We start from the raw sequence: 16,369 nt of genomic DNA, 5'->3' as shown, positions 1-16,369 counted from the left end.
TGGTTTGGTCCCGAAGGCGCGGCCGGTAAAGATCGAAGCTCACACCAAGGGAACCCGAAAGTATAGAGGCAAATTCGGGAAAAACCTAGAAAAATCTGCAAGTTCGCGTGAAGCCTGCCAATCACTCACTCAATCCGTGGGGGTTTGGATACAATGGAGCGCTAAGTTTTAATTCCTGCAAAGCAGTTCATCCGAATAATAAGGCTGTTCATAACGTGATTGATCAATTCTGGAACCACTGTGTTGAAGCGCTTCGGAAAGAACTTCCAGCCCAACAGATCAAACTGTGGATCGAACCACTGACTGTGGTTGAATTTGATGAAAACACCGCCAGCCTGCACATGGCTGCACCCAACCGGTTCAAACTGGACTGGGTACTGAACAATTTCGGCGGTCGTTTCAATGAATTGGCCACTGAATTTTTTGGCTGCGACATGGCCATTCAATGGCAAGTGGCCGCAAAACAAGCCAGCCCATTAATGGCCCCACCCCCGGCCGCTGCCAAAAACAACAGCGAAGCTGTAGCTCAGGGCGCACCCAAGGTTGCCGCGGTGAGGCGCGACGAAATCGCCGCCACGGTCTACGAACGCAGCCGCTTGAACCGCGACCTTTGTTTTTCCAACTTCGTGTCGGGCCGAGCCAACCAGCTGGCCAGGGCGGCGGCTGAACAAGTGGCCTCCAACCCGGGCGTCTCCTACAACCCGCTGTTTCTCTATGGCGGCGTGGGATTGGGCAAAACCCACCTGATTCACTCAATCGGCAATCGCCTGCTTGAGCAAAACCCCAACACGCAAATTCGATACATTCACGCCGAGCAATATGTGAGCGATGTGGTCAAAGCCTATCAAAAAAAGGCATTTGAAGAATTCAAGCGGTCTTATTATTCGCTCGATCTGCTGCTGATCGATGATATTCAGTTTTTTGGTGGCAAAAGCCGGACTCAAGAAGAGTTTTTCTATGCCTTTGAACAATTGATTGCAGCCAAAAAGCAAATCATCATCACCAGCGACACCTATCCCAAAGACATTCAGGGCATGGATGACCGCCTTATTTCACGTTTCAACAGCGGCTTGACCGTGGCCATTGAGCCGCCCGAGCTTGAAATGCGAGTTGCCATTCTGCTGAAAAAGGCTGAACAACAAAAAATATTGTTTTCAGAAGATGTGGCTTTTTTCGTGGCCAAGCACATGCGCAGCAACATTCGCGAACTGGAAGGTGCCTTGCGTCGAATCATGGCCTTTGCCAGCTTTCACAACAAGCCGGTCACCATGGATTTGGTTCGTGAAGCATTGCGTGACATGATTTCTGTGCACCATGGACAGGTTTCTGTAGAAAGCATTCAGAAAACCGTGGCTGACTATTACAAAATCAAGGTGGCAGACATGTTCTCCAAGCGCAGGCAAGCGCAAATTGTGCTGCCGCGGCAGGTAGCCATGTACCTGGCCAAAGAACTCACCGAGAAAAGTTACGTTGAAATTGGTGAATTGTTTGGGGGACGAGACCACACAACGGTGCTACATGCCGTCAATAAGATATCGGAATTGCGAAATCAGTCCTCAGAGTTGAACCATGCGCTACATGTATTGGACCAAACCTTAAAGGGTTGATTTAGAATTGTGGATAACTGTGTAACAACCGTGCACAACAATGCGAGTTATCCACAGAAAAAAAAGAACTTCGGAAAATCGAAAAAAGTTATCCACAGTATGCAGATCGAGTCCCAGAAGTTCTACACCAGTTGTGAAAGAACCTAAGAAGCTCAATTCAAAGGGAAAAATAGAGTTGTCCACAGAATTGAATCAACTCTATTAACTAATCCTATAAGGAAATATTAAATGGAATTAATTCATAGCTCACGCGATGCATTGGTTCGAAAACTGCAAATCGTCAGCAACATCGTCGAACGTCGAAACACCTTGCCGGTGTTGGCCAACATTCTGTTGAAGAAACAGGGTGGCCTGCTGACACTGCTGTCTTCAGACATTGAAATGCAGATTCAAACCAGTGCTGAAGTGGGTGCAGGGGGTGAAGACACCGCAACCACGGTAGCGGCTAGAAAATTCCTGGATATTTTGAGATCACTGCCTGAAGACTCGGATGTGATGGTGAAGCTGGACGGCAAAAAAATGTCCGTGCAGGCCAAGAAAAGCCGGTTTGCCCTGCAAACACTGCCTGCAGAAGACTTCCCGCTGGTGCAGGAACCCAAAGAATGGGTAACACAAATCAGCTTGCCGCAAAAAATGCTGAAAAACCTGTTGGGCATGGTTCATTTTTCCATGGCTCAACAAGATCTGCGTTACTACCTGAACGGTGTTTTGTTGGTCATTGAAAGCGCGTGTGTACGTGCAGTGGCCACTGACGGACACCGATTGGCCTATGCAGACGCGCCTGGTCAAGGCGGTACCGCCAAGCATGAAGTGATTATTCCGCGTAAAACAGTGCTTGAGCTGTCGCGTTTGTTGAACGACACCGACGACACTGTGACCATTGATTTGGCCAGCAACCAGGCCAAATTCACTTTTTCGGACATTACCCTGATCACCAAGCTGGTTGAGGGCAAGTTTCCCGACTATCAGCGGGTTATTCCAAAAACCCACCAACACCACGTGGTGATTGCGCGTGACGCACTTTTGCATTCCTTGCAACGTGCCTCCATCCTGACCAGTGACAAGTTCCGCGGCATCCGCTGGGTGCTGGGTGCGAACGGTTTGACCATCGTGGCCAACAACTCGGATCAGGAAGAAGCCAGGGATGAAATGGAGGTCGAGTACCAAGGTCCCGAGATTGATGTGGGTTTTAACGTAAACTACCTGCTGGATGTGTTGAACAACCTCAAGTCGGAAACCGTGCAGTTCACGTTGCAAGACGGAAACAGCAGTGCATTGGTGACCACCCCAGGCAAAGACGATTTCAAGTACGTCGTCATGCCCATGCGTATCTAAAACGAAAACAACAACACCCTATGACTTCAGAAACACAGAACGGCGGTGATTTGCCCGTGCAGGGCAACAACGCAGACTACGGCGAAGGTTCAATCCAGATTCTCGAAGGCCTGGAGGCTGTGCGAAAGCGGCCCGGCATGTACATCGGCGACACATCCGATGGTACGGGCCTGCACCACCTGGTTTTTGAAGTCGTAGACAACTCGATTGACGAAGCACTGGCCGGACATTGCGATGACATCGTGGTGACCATTCATGCGGACAACTCGATCAGTGTGACCGACAACGGCCGGGGTATTCCAACCGGCGTGAAAATGGATGACAAGCATGAGCCCAAGCGCTCTGCTTCGGAAATTGCACTGACTGAATTGCATGCTGGTGGCAAATTCAACCAAAACAGTTACAAGGTTTCCGGTGGTTTGCACGGTGTGGGTGTGAGTTGTGTAAACGCACTTTCTAGCTGGCTGCGCCTGACTGTTCGTCGTGACGGCAAGGTTCATCAGCTTGAGTTTGCACGTGGTTTTGTGCAGAACCGGATTATCGAGCAAGTGGACGGCTTTGATGTGTCGCCCATGAAAATTGTGGGCACCACCGACAAACGCGGTACAGAAGTTCACTTTTTGCCCGACACACAAATTTTTCAGCAAAACTACGATTTTCACTATGAAATTCTGGCCAAGCGCCTGCGCGAACTGAGCTTTTTGAATAACGGTGTGCGTATTCGCTTGAAAGACGAACGCACTGGCAAAGAAGACGACTTCGCCGGCAGTGGCGGTGTAATGGGTTTTGTTGAATTCATTAATGCTAACAAGAAAATTTTGCACCCGAACACCTTTTATGCGGCGGGTGAACGCCCGGCCGAAACTTACGGCGGCATTCCCGGCACCAGCATTGGTGTGGAAGTGTCCATGCAATGGAACGATGGTTTCAATGAAGCGGTGCTGTGTTTCACCAACAACATTCCACAACGTGATGGTGGTACGCACCTGACGGGTTTGCGTGCGGCAATGACTCGCGTCATTGGCAAGTACATTGAAGTCAACGAGATTGCCAAAAAACAAAAAGTGGAAGTGACTGGCGACGACATGCGCGAAGGTCTTTGCTGCGTGTTGTCAGTGAAAGTGCCTGAACCCAAGTTTTCAAGCCAGACCAAAGACAAGCTTGTTTCCAGCGAGGTGCGTGCACCCGTGGAAGACATTGTGGCCAAGGTATTGAGTGAGTATCTTGAAGAACGGCCGAGCGATGCCAAGCTGATTTGCCTGAAAATTGTAGAAGCGGCACGCGCACGTGAAGCCGCGCGCAAAGCGCGAGACATGACACGTCGAAAAGGCGTGTTGGATGGCGTTGGCTTGCCCGGCAAGCTGGCCGATTGCCAGGAACGTGACCCTGCAAAATGCGAGATTTATATTGTTGAGGGTGACTCAGCGGGTGGTTCAGCCAAACAGGGTCGTGACCGAAAATTTCAAGCGATTTTGCCATTGCGCGGCAAGGTACTGAACGTTGAAAAAGCACGTTTTGACAAGCTGCTCACCTCGGAACAAATCACGACTTTGATTACGGCCTTGGGTACCAGCATTGGGAAAGACGATTTCAACCTGGCCAAGTTGCGTTATCACCGAATCATCATCATGACCGATGCGGACGTGGACGGCGCGCACATTCGTACATTGCTGTTGACCTTGCTGTATCGCCAGATGCCGGAATTGGTTGAGCATGGCCATGTGTATATTGCGCAGCCACCGCTTTACAAAGTGAAGCACGGCAAGGATGAGCGTTACCTGAAAGACGATCAGGAAGAAGCCCAGTACATGTTGGCGATTGCTTTGGAAAAGGCCGCGCTGATTCCGGGTGAAGGCAAAGATCCCATTAAAGGTGAGGCATTGGAAGAACTGGCCCGCCAGTTTGTAACCGTTGAAGCTGTGGTGCGCCGTTTAAGCCGAATGATCGACCCCGATGTGCTCAATGCGATTGTGGAAGGTGTGGAGCTGGACCTGGACAACGAGGAAGCATCCAAAGTGAGTGCTGCCAGGTTGCAAGCGGTGCTCGACCCAACCATCATGACCGTGTTCTCGCAGTTTGATGAGCAAAGTGATAAGCACCGTGTTCTGATTCACCGCCGCCACCATGGCAATGTTCGTGTAACAACAATTGATCCTGATTTTGTACATGGCGCGGATTATCCCTTGTTGTCTCACGCCGCAAAAACCTTCAAAGGCCTGATTTCCGAAGGTGCGGAAATGCAACGCGGTGAAGGTGAAAAACAGAAGGTACAGGCAGTACAAAGCTTCCGTGAAGCCATGCACTGGTTGCGTGAACAAGCCGAAAAATCAATTTCGAAACAGCGTTACAAAGGCTTGGGTGAAATGAACCCACAGCAGCTTTGGGAAACCACCATGGACCCTGCAGTGCGCCGTTTACTGCGTGTTCAGATTGAAGATGCGATTGCAGCAGATCAAATTTTCACCACCTTGATGGGCGACGAAGTTGAGCCAAGACGCGCGTTTATTGAAAGCAATGCCTTGAAAGCCGGGAATATCGACGTTTAAAATCTTGGTCGCGTGCTTCGGTAAACAGAGGGGCGTTCGCGGTGGCTAAACACCAGCTGCCACAACATGCCCTTTCTGGCGCGAAAGTACGCTGCACAGGTTAATAGGTAATAAGTCCACATTCGGCGAAAACGTTCATCGTAATTTGCTTTCAGTACAGGCCATGCATTCTCGACATTGACATGCCAGGCCACCAAGGTTTTGTCATAGTCTGTGCCAAAGTTATGCCAGTCCTCGAGCACCAGCTTGCCATCCAGGTGTTCGGCGATTTCGCCGGGCGAGGGAATTTTTCCATTCGGAAAAATATACTTGTCTATCCATGGATCGGTGGCGTCGGTTTTATCAAAACCACCAATGGTGTGCAACAAGAAAAGTCCGTCAGGCTTCATAAGCCGCTGTATTGCATCGAAGTAAGCTGGGTAATTTTTTAGACCCACGTGTTCAAACATTCCCACTGACACGACTTTGTCAAATTGGCCTTGCAGGTCCCGATAGTCGATCAGCTCAATTTCCACAGGCAAGCCGGCACAACGCGCGCGGGCATATTGTTGCTGTTGGCTTGACACGGTAATACCCAACACCTGCACACCGTAACGTGTTGCGGCGTACCATGCCAGCCCTCCCCAACCACAACCGATGTCCAGCAATTTCTCGCCTGACTGCAGCTGAAGTTTTTGACAGATCATGTCGAGTTTGTGTAGCTGTGCTTCTTCAAGATTTTGAGCATGCTCCCAATAGCCGCAAGAATAAATCATGAGTGGATCGAGCATGGCTTCGAACAAATCATTGCCGGTGTCGTAATGGTGCTCGCCCACTTGAAACGCGCGGGTGGGTGCTTGCAGATTAATTACTTTTTCGCGCAAGGCCAGCATTAGCCACTGCATTTTGGTCCAGGCTTTGGTGTGTTCGTCAGCGTTGTTTCGCATTAATCGAAACATCATTTCATCAAGCTGCGGCACTTGCCACCAGCCGTTCATGTAGGCCTCACCAAGCCCCAAAGAACCATGACTTAAAACGGCATTGAAGAGGCGTTCATCGTGAATCTGGATGTCGTGAGAAGCCGAGCCGTTGATACGAATGCCAGCGTTGTGCAACATGTCGGCAATGGGTTTGGGAACCCTTTGTGCATCGACCAGTTCGAAGGTACTTGTTTTCATAGGTTCCGCGAAGTTGCTATGACGACAAGTTGATTATTGCAGACTTGGATAACGCAGGCAAAAATTAACGTGAAAATTTAAATGCCGGTACGCCGTTCGGAACAGTTTTGTTGATATTGCCGTTCCAGCCTTCTACGCGTGCAGCCAGGTGTGCCAAACCTTGGACCATCAATGTGGGGGCAGACAGCAAGAACATGAGGATACCGATATTGGTCATTGAAAAATCAACCGGAAAATTCCCGTTGGTACTGACCGTGGAGGGACTGCCCGAGGCGTCTGCTGCGATCGGGATAAAAGTACCGAAAATGATGGCAAGTACAGCACCTCCGAAAAAGCGCCCAAGACTGTTGCACATGGATCGAGAAGCTGGGCTGGTACCTACGGAGTTGTTGATGAAAAGAGCCATGTTGTTGAAGATTCGTGACAGGTTGGCATTTGATGCCAAAACCACGTTCATGTTGAACAGGCGCATGCCCTCAGCAATTTTTATACATGCGCGGGTTACGGGCCCGTATTGATGAATATTTTTGGCCATATATTCACCTTTGAAACAGTTTTTTGAAGCCCGGCTTGGGTCATTCATTTTTTTAATTTGTGCCTTTTGGTAGTCTTCACTGGCCCATTTCCGCAAGGTGGGCGCAATGTTGGTGTTGGCCACGCGATCCAGCAAAGCCGCTGGGTAGGCAAGTGTTTTCAGGGCAAAATTGTGGATTGCCGGGGCAAGAATTTCTTCTGTTTGCCGCCGGGCATCCTTCATGGCTTTCGCGTGGGGATTGGCAACTTCCATGTGGTCAATGGTACTGGCCAGTGCAACATAATGACTTTCTTTGGTGGTTACCGCTTTGGCGTAACGGTAACGTGCCCACAAGGTGGCGGATTCGCTTGGTGGTTTGTCGACCTGTAAATATTCGCCCAGCGCAGTTTTAAGGGAATGCATGTTTTCAAGGTCACTTTTTGCTGGGTCGATTGCTGAAAGTGCGTTGTTCAGTATGTGTGGAATACCGTGTTCGTCCAGGCTGTCGGTTTTGATCTTTTTCAGAATGTGATGCTTGCCTTGCATGGCTTGGGCCATGACCTTGACTAGTTCGGGCTTGTCTTTGATTGACTTGAGTTGTGACAGAATTTTTTGAAGATTTTCACTGACGTCTTTGGACAGGTTTTTTTGTTGTTTTGGGTTTACTTTGTGTTTTTGAACTGCAATTTGGCTGGCCATGCCGCTGCAAAAACCCAAAAAACCAAGTGCAGAAGAAACAACCGGGAATGCAATCAGCAAACCCAGAATACCTTGCCCCAAAAAAGTCGCGGTGTTTTCAGAGGCACTTCGAATGCACTTCAATAATTCGGTGGTGCCGACACCGATGAACCCCAACAAGCCGAACATGAGTATTTTGTTTTTGGTGCTTTTTTCGTCAACGCCACTTGTGCCGGTATTGCGCATGGTGTTGTAGGTCATGCCAGTGGGGGCTGCGTTCATTTCGCACATGCCATGCAGCACATGGCTTACCTTTGAAAATCGGTGAGCCCACAGGTTGCGAGACGTGGTGCCATTTTCCTTGTTGTAGTAATTGGGGCTGTAACGAATATAGTCTTCACGCATTAAGCGGTTTTGAACACCATCAGAATTCCAGACGGTGTCGTTGTACTCTTCGTCGGTCAGGTCGCGGCCCAAGCCAACTGATTTTTGCGTGGCCTGGAAGTCTTTTCGAAGAATGGCGGCTTCGCAGTATTGCTTAGATTCAAAATGCGCCTTACCAACCACATTGATAGCACGTGTGGAACCTACAAAGTCGCATATTTTTTTCCAGGCGGTGCGTTTTTTGTAGGTGTCACCACTGACATGTTTGTTGCCGGATTTGCGCGCGATATTGTTCTTCATCCCGCGATCAAGTGCGGGTGTGATCAAATTTGCTGAGGCTGTAATTTGCAAGGTCACGACAGGACTCCAGAATGCACGGTTCAGGTGCGCTTCAGTTTTTACTTGACCTTAAACATGTCACAAACTGTGAATTTGTCCAAAAGCGGGCAAACAGGTATCACCCATTGAGTGTCACTTTATTCAATAAAGTTTGACAAATTCAGGGTTTTCCCTGTTCTTTGTGCACCGCAATAGCGCAGTACTTGAATTCGGGAATTTTGCCGTCGGGATCGAGTGCGGCGTGGGTGAGTTTGTTGATTGCTGCCTCTGCATAACAAAATGGCACGAAGACATGTCCCGGTGGTGTGCCTTGGTCGGCCCTTGCGAAAAGCTGTATTTCACCACGACGGGATTGAAGCCGAACCACGCTGCCCGCCGCAATGTTCATGGCTTTCAAATCGCTGGGGTGCAACAGCGCGGTGGGTTCGGGTTCAATGGCATCGAGCACGCTGGCGCGACGGGTCATGCTGCCGGTGTGCCAGTGTTCCAGTTGGCGTCCGGTGATTAATACGAATGGATATTCAGCATCGGGTGTTTCGGCGGCGCCGCGGTACTGCGCAGGCACCAGGCGCGCCTTGCCGTTTGGCGTCGGGAAGCGGTCTGTAAACACCACGGCTTCGCCGGCATCGCCCTCGTGGGCACATGGGTACACCACAGCGTGTTCGCGTTGCAGGCGTTGCCAGGTGATGCCTTCAATGCTGTGCATGGCATGGCGCATTTCATCAAATACTTCTTCAACGTTTTGGTAATTCCAGGGCAGGTCCAGCCTTTGGGCAATGTCTTGAATAATCCAGAGGTCTTGCCTTGCTTGCCCGGGTGGGTCGATGGCCTGTTGACCCAGTTGCACCACGCGATCGGTGTTGGTGAAAGTTCCGGTTTTTTCGGGGAAGGCGCTGGCGGGCAAAACCACGTCGGCCAAGGTTGCAGTTTCGGTGAGGAAGATATCCTGAACCACCAGAAAATCGAGTGCAGCAAGTGCCTTGCGGGCGTGGTTCAAATCAGGATCGGACATGGCGGGGTTTTCACCCAGTATGTACATGCCCTTTACCTGACCGGCAAGAATGGCTTGCATGATTTCTACCACGGTGAGCCCTGGCGTGTTACTTAGCGGCGTGTTCCACAGGGCTTCGAACCGCTGTTGTGCTTCGGCACTGCACACCCGTTGGTAGTCGGGGTACATCATGGGGATCAACCCCGCATCCGATGCACCCTGCACATTGTTTTGTCCGCGCAAAGGGTGAAGGCCTGTGCCGGGCCGGCCAATTTGCCCGGTGATCAATGCCAGTGAAATCAGGCACCGCGCGTTGTCGGTGCCGTGGGTGTGCTGTGAAATGCCCATGCCCCATAGAATGATGGCGGCTTTTGATTTGGCATAAAGGCGGGCCACTGCGCGCAATTCATTGGGCGAGATGCCGCAAATCGGGGCCATGGCCTCGGGGGTGCATGCGGCGACATTGGCTTTCAATTCCTTGAAGCCCTCGGTGCGGGTGGCAATGAATTCTGCGTCGATCAGGTTTTCGTCGATGATGACGTGCAGCAAGGCATTCAACAGGGCCACATCACTGTCGGCGTTGAACTGCAAAAAATGCGTGGCATGGCGGGCAAGGTCTGAACGGCGGGGATCGGCCAATATTAATGTGGCGCCGTGTTTCACGGCATTTTTGATCCATGTTGCGCCCACTGGGTGGTTCACTGTGGGGTTGGCACCAATCACGAAAATTACCTCGGCCTGGTTCACATCCATCACCGGGTTGGACACCGCGCCGGAGCCAATGCTTTCTAGTAAGGCGGCCACTGACGATGCGTGGCACAAGCGGGTGCAGTGATCCACATTGTTGGTGCCAAAGCCGGTGCGCACCAGTTTTTGAAACAAATAGGCTTCTTCGTTGCTGCACTTGGCTGAACCAAAACCAGCCAGTGCATGGCTGCCGTGGGTGGTTTTTATGTGTTTGAACTTGCTGGCGATCACGTCAAGCGCTTCGTCCCAGGTGGCTTGGCGAAAGGCCTGGTTCACCTGTTCCGGATTCAGCAGATTGACCGGGTTCTTGGGAACGCCTTCACGGCGAACAAGTGGGTGGGTCAGGCGTTGTTCATGGTGCACATAGTCAAAGCCATAGCGGCCTTTCACGCACAACCGACCCTGGTTGGCAGGGCCTTGGCGCCCTTCCACACGGATCAGGGTGTTGTCTTTGATGTGATAAGTCAGTTGGCAGCCGACACCACAATATGGGCAAACTGAATCCACGGTTTTGTCCGCCTGCTGGCGGGCCGCTGGTTGTGCGGGGCTTAGTGCTCCGGTAGGGCAGGCTTGCACGCATTCGCCGCAGGCTACGCAAGTGGACTGCGCCAGGGCATCGCCCTGATCGAACACAATGGCGGCTTGCTCGCCCCGATAAGCCAGGCCAATGACGTCATTAACCTGCACTTCCCGGCAGGCTCGAACGCAGCGGGTGCATTGAATGCAGTGGTCCAGATTCACGGCAATGGCGACATGTGAATGATCAACAGGCACAGATTTGCGAGCATTAAACCGGCTGCCCTTCACACCCATGGTTTGACACCAGTGGGTCAGTTCATTGTCGGCTTTTAGCGGGTTTGCCGGGTTTTGTTCCGGCATGTCGGCCAGCAACAATTCAAGCACCATTTTTTGCGCAGCAACTGCTTTGTCCGATTGGGTGTTCACGACCATGCCGGTCGACACCTGTCTGCAGCACGAGGCCGCCAATGTTCTTTCGCCCTCCACCTCTACTACACAGGCGCGGCAGTTGCCGGCCCCTTCAAGGCCTGCCTGGAAACACAGGTGAGGCACATCGATGCCTTCCCGCTGTGCAACTTGCAACAAGGTTTCTCCCGGTAACGCCTGAACGGTGTTCCCATTGAGTTGAAGGCGGATCATTTGCGAGGCATTCATGCTTGCTCACCGCATGTTGTGTGTTCAATTTCGTGTGGAAAGTAGCGAATTACACAATCGATGGGGTTGGGGGCGGCTTGGCCCAGGCCGCAAATCGAGGCATCGCGCATCACGGCGGACAGTGCTTGAAGCAATGGCACATTCCATTGGGGTTGATTGATCAATTCGAGCGCTTTGGCTGTGCCAGCCCGGCAGGGTGTGCATTGGCCACAGCTTTCATGCACGAAAAAACGCATCAGGTTGCGGGCCATGCCCACGGCACTGTCGGCTTGAGAAAACACCACAATGGCCGCTGAACCGATGAAGCAGCCGTGGGGCTGCAAGGTGTCGAAATCAAGTGGTATGTTGGCCAGCACCGCAGGCAAAATACCCCCTGAAGCCCCGCCCGGCAGGTAGCCGTACAAGGTGTGCCCGGCTTGCATGCCGCCGCAATGCTCGGCAATCAATTCGTTGAGCGTGATACCCGCAGGTGCCAGGTGCACACCGGGTTTGTTGACCCGCCCCGACACGGAGAAGGAACGCAGGCCTGCTCGTCCGTGGCGCCCTTGTTCTGAAAACCACGTTGCGCCTTTTTCCAGAATGGCAGGCACCCAGTACAGGGTTTCAAAGTTGTGAACCAGGGTGGGTTTGTTGAACAAGCCCACTTGTGCCACATAGGGCGGGCGTAGCCGGGGCAAGCCGCGTTTGCCTTCAATCGATTCCAGCATGGCAGATTCTTCGCCGCAAATGTAAGCACCCGCCCCGCGTCGCAATTCAATATTGGGCATGTTGGGCATGGGTGGTTGGGCTTTGAGTGCGGCCAGTTCGGCCTCCAGCATGGCCCGGCAGGCGTGGTACTCGTCGCGCAGGTAAATGTAAATGGAACTGGCTTGCACGGCCCAGGCGGCAATCAGCATGCCTTCCAGAAATTGGTGTGGATTGTTCTCGAGGTAGGTGCGGTCTTTGAAGGTGCCAGGTTCGCCTTCGTCGATGTTCACGGCCATTAAGCAAGGTGTGGGTTGGTCGCGCACAATGCCCCATTTTCGCCCGGCCGGAAAACCGGCACCGCCCAAGCCGCGCAAGCCTGAATTGGACAGGGTGTCGATCACCGATTCAACGGTGCGCTGGTTGGCCGTGCATTCCTGCAACACGTGGTAGCCACCTTCGGCCAAGTAAGCGGTCAAATTGGTATAGGGCAGCGGCAAGGCTTTGGTGTGCTGTCCAAAGGCGGCTTCCATAATGTCATGGTGGTTGGCCCACCCCATTTCATGCTGACCCACTGCAACAGCAGGTGCCTGTTCACAACGACCAATGCAGGGCACGGCTTGAACCCGTACTGTGCTTCCAAGCAATGCTGGCAGTGTGTCGATCAAGGAGTTTGCACCCGCCATGCAACATGTTGGGCCATTGCACACCCGCACGGTGAGCGCATGGCGGATAGCGTTTCCGGATTCGACAACATCAAAGTGGTGATAAAAAGTGGCCACTTCGAACACTTCGGTTTGACTTAAATTCAGGCATTGCGCCAAGGCTGCCAAGTGGCTTTTGGGCAAACAACCCAGGTGGTCTTGCAATTGATGAAGGTACTCAATCAACAAATCGCGGCGCAATTCCTGGTGGCCTAATATGGCAAGTACTGAGGAAATATGGTGCGGGTCTGTTTGACGGCCTTTGGGCGCACGGCGGTGTTGTTGCGCAAAGTCAACAGCCTTGGCAATCGGAATGATTGCGTGATTCATGTCGTCCCCAATGGTATGAATCTGTCTTGCATGGTGGCTCCCAGTGTGACTCTATTAAGCCGGTATTGAACTTACACGGCCCTTTCTAGGACCCAATGAGCTTGGCCAAGTTCATCGTAAACCGGCACATGCCTTTGCCGTTAGTGGATATTGTCAACCCAAATTTGTTGCGCTGCGGTAGCATCGGGCACTTGAAACGGTTTTAGAACTATGTGTATGAAAAACAAGCCTTTTGGCAGTGTGTGGACTTTGTTGCTGGCTTTGACCTTGTCGGCTTGCGCCACTGTGGCGCCACCCACGGCGCCTGTGCCTGAACCTGTACCCGCCGCGCAGGCGCAAGATCCGGTTGCGCCCAAAACCCGTGAGCCGGTGATTGCGTTGGTGCTGGGTGGTGGCGGTGTAAAGGGCTTCGCCCATGTGGGCGTGATCAAGGTTTTGGAAAACCACGGCATTAAGCCCAGCATCGTGGTGGGAACCAGCGCAGGCAGTTTTGTGGGCGCTTTGTACGCCAGTGGCATGAATGCCTACACTTTGCAAAGTGTGGCATTGGGCATGCAGGAAGCCGATATTCGTGACCTGACTTTGAGCAGCCAGGGGTTTTTGATCGGCGACAAGTTGCAGCAGTACGTGAATACGCAGGTGAAGAACAAGGCAATTCATCAGTTTCCAATTCGTTTTGCGGCCGTGGCCACCGACCTTGAAAGCGGCGAGAAGGTTGCGTTTAACTATGGCAATGCCGGGCAGGCGGTGCGTGCTTCCTGCAGTATTCCGAACGTGTTTTTGCCCACCCGCATTGGAAAACGCCAGTTTGTGGATGGGGGTTTGGTAAGCCCAGTGCCAGTATTAACGGCGCGCGAGATGGGTGCCGATGTGGTGATTGCGGTGGATATTTCTGCCAAACCGCGCACAGGGGCGGGTGCCATGGGATGGTGGGGGCTGCTGGACCAAAGTATCAATATTTTGAGTCAGCAGGCCATTCGTGCTGAATTGGCGCGAGCCGATGTAGTGATTCAACCGAGCGTGCAACACGCCGATGCATTGAACCTTGACCAGCGTCATGAGTTCTTGCTGGAGGGTGAAAAGGTGGCTCAGAAACTGGTGCCTAAAATTCAGGCTGCCATTCAGGGAAGCCGGGAACGGCTAATGGCACAAACAAGCCCACAGGCACGGCTCTAAATTTTCGCAGTACAATGCCCGAATGACACTAGAAAAAACAGGGCATGCAAACATGGGTTCGCAGACGGACAAACCCACGATTTTGATCGCGGAAGACCATCCGATGATCTCAATCATGTTGGCGGACATGATCGATCAGCTGGTCACCCACAGTGAGATCATTGTGGTTGAAAGTATGGAAAAAGCCCGGGCAGTTCAGGCTGTACCCAATCTGGTTATTGCTGATCTAGACCTTCCTGATTCCAAGGGTGTAAACACCATCAACACCTTTGCCGTGTTGTTTCCGCAGTGTCCAAAACTGATTTGCTCCGGCGTGCTGGACAAGAACCTGGCGCGTGAAGCCGAACGCGCAGGCTATTTCTATGTGAACAAGGCCAGCACCTATCCTGAATTGCTTCGAGCCCTTCAAAACCTGCTGATACAGGCAGGCGTAATTGACGAGATGCCCAAAGGCTCTGAAAAAGTCGCCAATGAATACCATTCCAATATTTATGCTCCGGGATCTGACAAACCCCTGACCTGGAAACAGGTTGAAATCATGCGCAAAACTGCAGGGGGTTTATCCGCCAAAGAGGTTGCGCGTGAAATGGACATCAGCCCCGACACGGTGCGTGGCCACATCAAGGAAATATTTCTTCGATTGGGCGCCAAAAACAAAGGTCAGGCGGTCGACATTTTCATTCGAGCCGAGCGCAAAGCGCGTTTGCTTGATTCTTGAACACAGCTGCCTGGGAGGCCAAGATGATCCGATTAACCCGTTCTGTGCTGGTGGCATTCGCCCTTGTTTTTACAGGTGCTGCTGCGGCCGCTGATTTGAGCGGTATTACCAGCAAAGAAGCCGTGACGGCTTTGCGCACCACCTTGAGCAAAGGTGCAGATGCTGCCGTGGGCAGTTTGGGCAAAACCGATGGCTTTTTGGGCAACCCGGCTGTGCGAATCAAGTTGCCGGAGTACCTGGAGAACAGCAAGGGCCTGTTGAATATGATGGGCATGGGCTCGCAGCTTGATCAAATGGAAGTCAGCATGAACCGCGCTGCCGAGGCGGCGGTTCCGCAGGCCAAGGCGGTGCTGAAAAAAACAATTCAGAACATGACTGTGGAAGACGCCAAGCAGGTGCTGAGTGGCGGAGACACGGCCGTGACCGATTTTTTCCGAAGTAAAACCCAGGCAGACTTGTACACCCAGTTGTTGCCCATTGTGAAGGGCAAGACTGCGCAAGTGGGTTTGGCGCAGCAATACAACACGCTGGCCGAAAAAGGCAGCCGCTTTGGCTTGGTGGATGCAGAAGACGCGAATTTGGAAGGTTATGTCACCAACAAGGCGCTTGATGCGTTGTTCTTGATGGTGGCCGAAGAAGAAAAGGCGATACGGGCCAATCCTGTTGCGGCCGGAAGTGCGGTGCTTAAAAAAGTATTTGGGAGTTTGAAGTGAAACGAGTGATTCAATTGGCGGCATTTTCAGCCGTGGCAATGTTGGCGGCCTGTTCCGAGCACCATGATCACGGTGCAGAGTCTGGTCATTCTCACGACACCCCTGCTGTTGCCGAGCAAGCGGCTGCGAGCGCACCCGCACAGGTGCAGGATGGTATCGCGGTACAAAATGCCTGGGTACGCCCCACGGTGGGCGAGCAAGACGCCACGGGCGCTTATTTGACCATTACCAGCCAGGAGCCCATGACTTTGGTGGGTGTGGCCACGCCTGCGGCTGAAATTGCTGAAGTGCATGAAATGAAAATGGACGGCGACATCATGCGCATGCGCATGGCCGAACGTATCGAGATCAAGGCTGGTGAGCCTTTGGAGTTAAAACCCGGTGGCTACCATGTGATGTTGATGGCTTTGACTGCGCCTGTGGAAGCAGGTCAGGAAATTGAGTTGAGCCTGCAATTTGAAAAGGCCGATGGCAGCAAAATTGAAATGCCGGTGAAAGTGGTGGCTGGCCAGAATGCAGCGGGTGACCACCACAGCCATGGCGGCGGTGGTGATCACAAACACTAAATACCGA

At 52.3% G+C, this 16,369-nt stretch carries 11 protein-coding genes; 7 read left to right on the top strand and 4 right to left on the bottom strand.

From position 1 onward, the window contains the following. The first annotated feature begins 218 nt into the window (after positions 1-218). The 3 genes from dnaA (at position 219) to gyrB (ending at position 5,488) form a co-directional block, all read left to right on the top strand. Entirely contained in the window at positions 219-1,607 is a 1,389-nt protein-coding gene (gene dnaA / locus FRIGORI9N_RS08200) for a chromosomal replication initiator protein DnaA (protein WP_159569725.1), read from the top strand. A gap of 228 nt (positions 1,608-1,835) precedes the next feature. Further along, positions 1,836-2,942, top strand: a complete 1,107-nt coding sequence (gene dnaN / locus FRIGORI9N_RS08195; protein ID WP_159569350.1) for a DNA polymerase III subunit beta — start codon at positions 1,836-1,838, stop codon at positions 2,940-2,942. Between the two features lie 20 nt (positions 2,943-2,962). Continuing rightward, positions 2,963-5,488: a DNA topoisomerase (ATP-hydrolyzing) subunit B gene (gyrB, locus tag FRIGORI9N_RS08190; RefSeq protein ID WP_159569348.1), complete on the top strand. Its 2,526-nt coding sequence runs from the start codon at positions 2,963-2,965 to the stop codon at positions 5,486-5,488. On the opposite strand, the gene cfa is transcribed toward gyrB, so the two are convergent. From cfa to FRIGORI9N_RS08170, 4 genes are all read right to left on the bottom strand, one after another. Then, complete coding sequence (gene cfa / locus FRIGORI9N_RS08185) at positions 5,485-6,645, bottom strand: cyclopropane fatty acyl phospholipid synthase (RefSeq protein ID WP_159569346.1); 1,161 nt, start codon at positions 6,643-6,645, stop codon at positions 5,485-5,487. The two genes, gyrB and cfa, sit on opposite strands and share 4 nt — an antisense overlap. A 64-nt stretch (positions 6,646-6,709) precedes the next feature. Beyond that, positions 6,710-8,578, bottom strand: coding sequence for a hypothetical protein (locus FRIGORI9N_RS08180; RefSeq protein WP_159569344.1), 1,869 nt, complete (start codon positions 8,576-8,578; stop codon positions 6,710-6,712). A 142-nt stretch (positions 8,579-8,720) separates the two neighbouring features. Next, a complete protein-coding gene (gene fdhF / locus FRIGORI9N_RS08175; protein ID WP_159569342.1) occupies positions 8,721-11,471 on the bottom strand; it encodes a formate dehydrogenase subunit alpha in 2,751 nt (916 codons plus the stop codon). After that, positions 11,468-13,189 carry an NADH-ubiquinone oxidoreductase-F iron-sulfur binding region domain-containing protein gene (locus tag FRIGORI9N_RS08170; RefSeq protein WP_159569340.1) on the bottom strand — a complete coding sequence of 574 codons (1,722 nt, stop codon included), beginning with the start codon at positions 13,187-13,189 and terminating at the stop codon, positions 11,468-11,470. Before FRIGORI9N_RS08170 ends, fdhF begins: the two co-directional genes overlap by 4 nt. A gap of 216 nt (positions 13,190-13,405) precedes the next feature. Here FRIGORI9N_RS08170 and FRIGORI9N_RS08165 point away from each other — a divergent pair, with 216 nt between their 5' ends. From FRIGORI9N_RS08165 to FRIGORI9N_RS08150, 4 genes are read left to right on the top strand one after another with little or no spacing between them, the layout of a single operon-like run. After that, positions 13,406-14,365, top strand: a complete 960-nt coding sequence (locus FRIGORI9N_RS08165; protein ID WP_159569338.1) for a patatin-like phospholipase family protein — start codon at positions 13,406-13,408, stop codon at positions 14,363-14,365. 52 nt (positions 14,366-14,417) lie between these two features. After that, positions 14,418-15,083, top strand: a complete 666-nt coding sequence (locus FRIGORI9N_RS08160) for a response regulator transcription factor (protein ID WP_159569336.1) — start codon at positions 14,418-14,420, stop codon at positions 15,081-15,083. A 23-nt stretch (positions 15,084-15,106) separates the two neighbouring features. Continuing rightward, positions 15,107-15,796: a DUF4197 domain-containing protein gene (locus FRIGORI9N_RS08155; protein ID WP_159569334.1), complete on the top strand. Its 690-nt coding sequence runs from the start codon at positions 15,107-15,109 to the stop codon at positions 15,794-15,796. Further along, positions 15,793-16,362 (top strand): copper chaperone PCu(A)C, encoded by a 570-nt coding sequence (locus tag FRIGORI9N_RS08150; protein WP_159569332.1) that lies wholly within the window; start codon positions 15,793-15,795, stop codon positions 16,360-16,362. Before FRIGORI9N_RS08155 ends, FRIGORI9N_RS08150 begins: the two co-directional genes overlap by 4 nt. Positions 16,363-16,369 lie beyond the last annotated feature (7 nt).

The sequence above is a fragment of the Limnobacter sp. 130 genome (assembly GCF_902506325.1).
GTDB lineage: Bacteria > Pseudomonadota > Gammaproteobacteria > Burkholderiales > Burkholderiaceae_B > Limnobacter.
The sequence above is the reverse complement of the archived record's forward strand: the minus strand, read 5'-3'. Positions and strand labels throughout refer to the sequence as shown.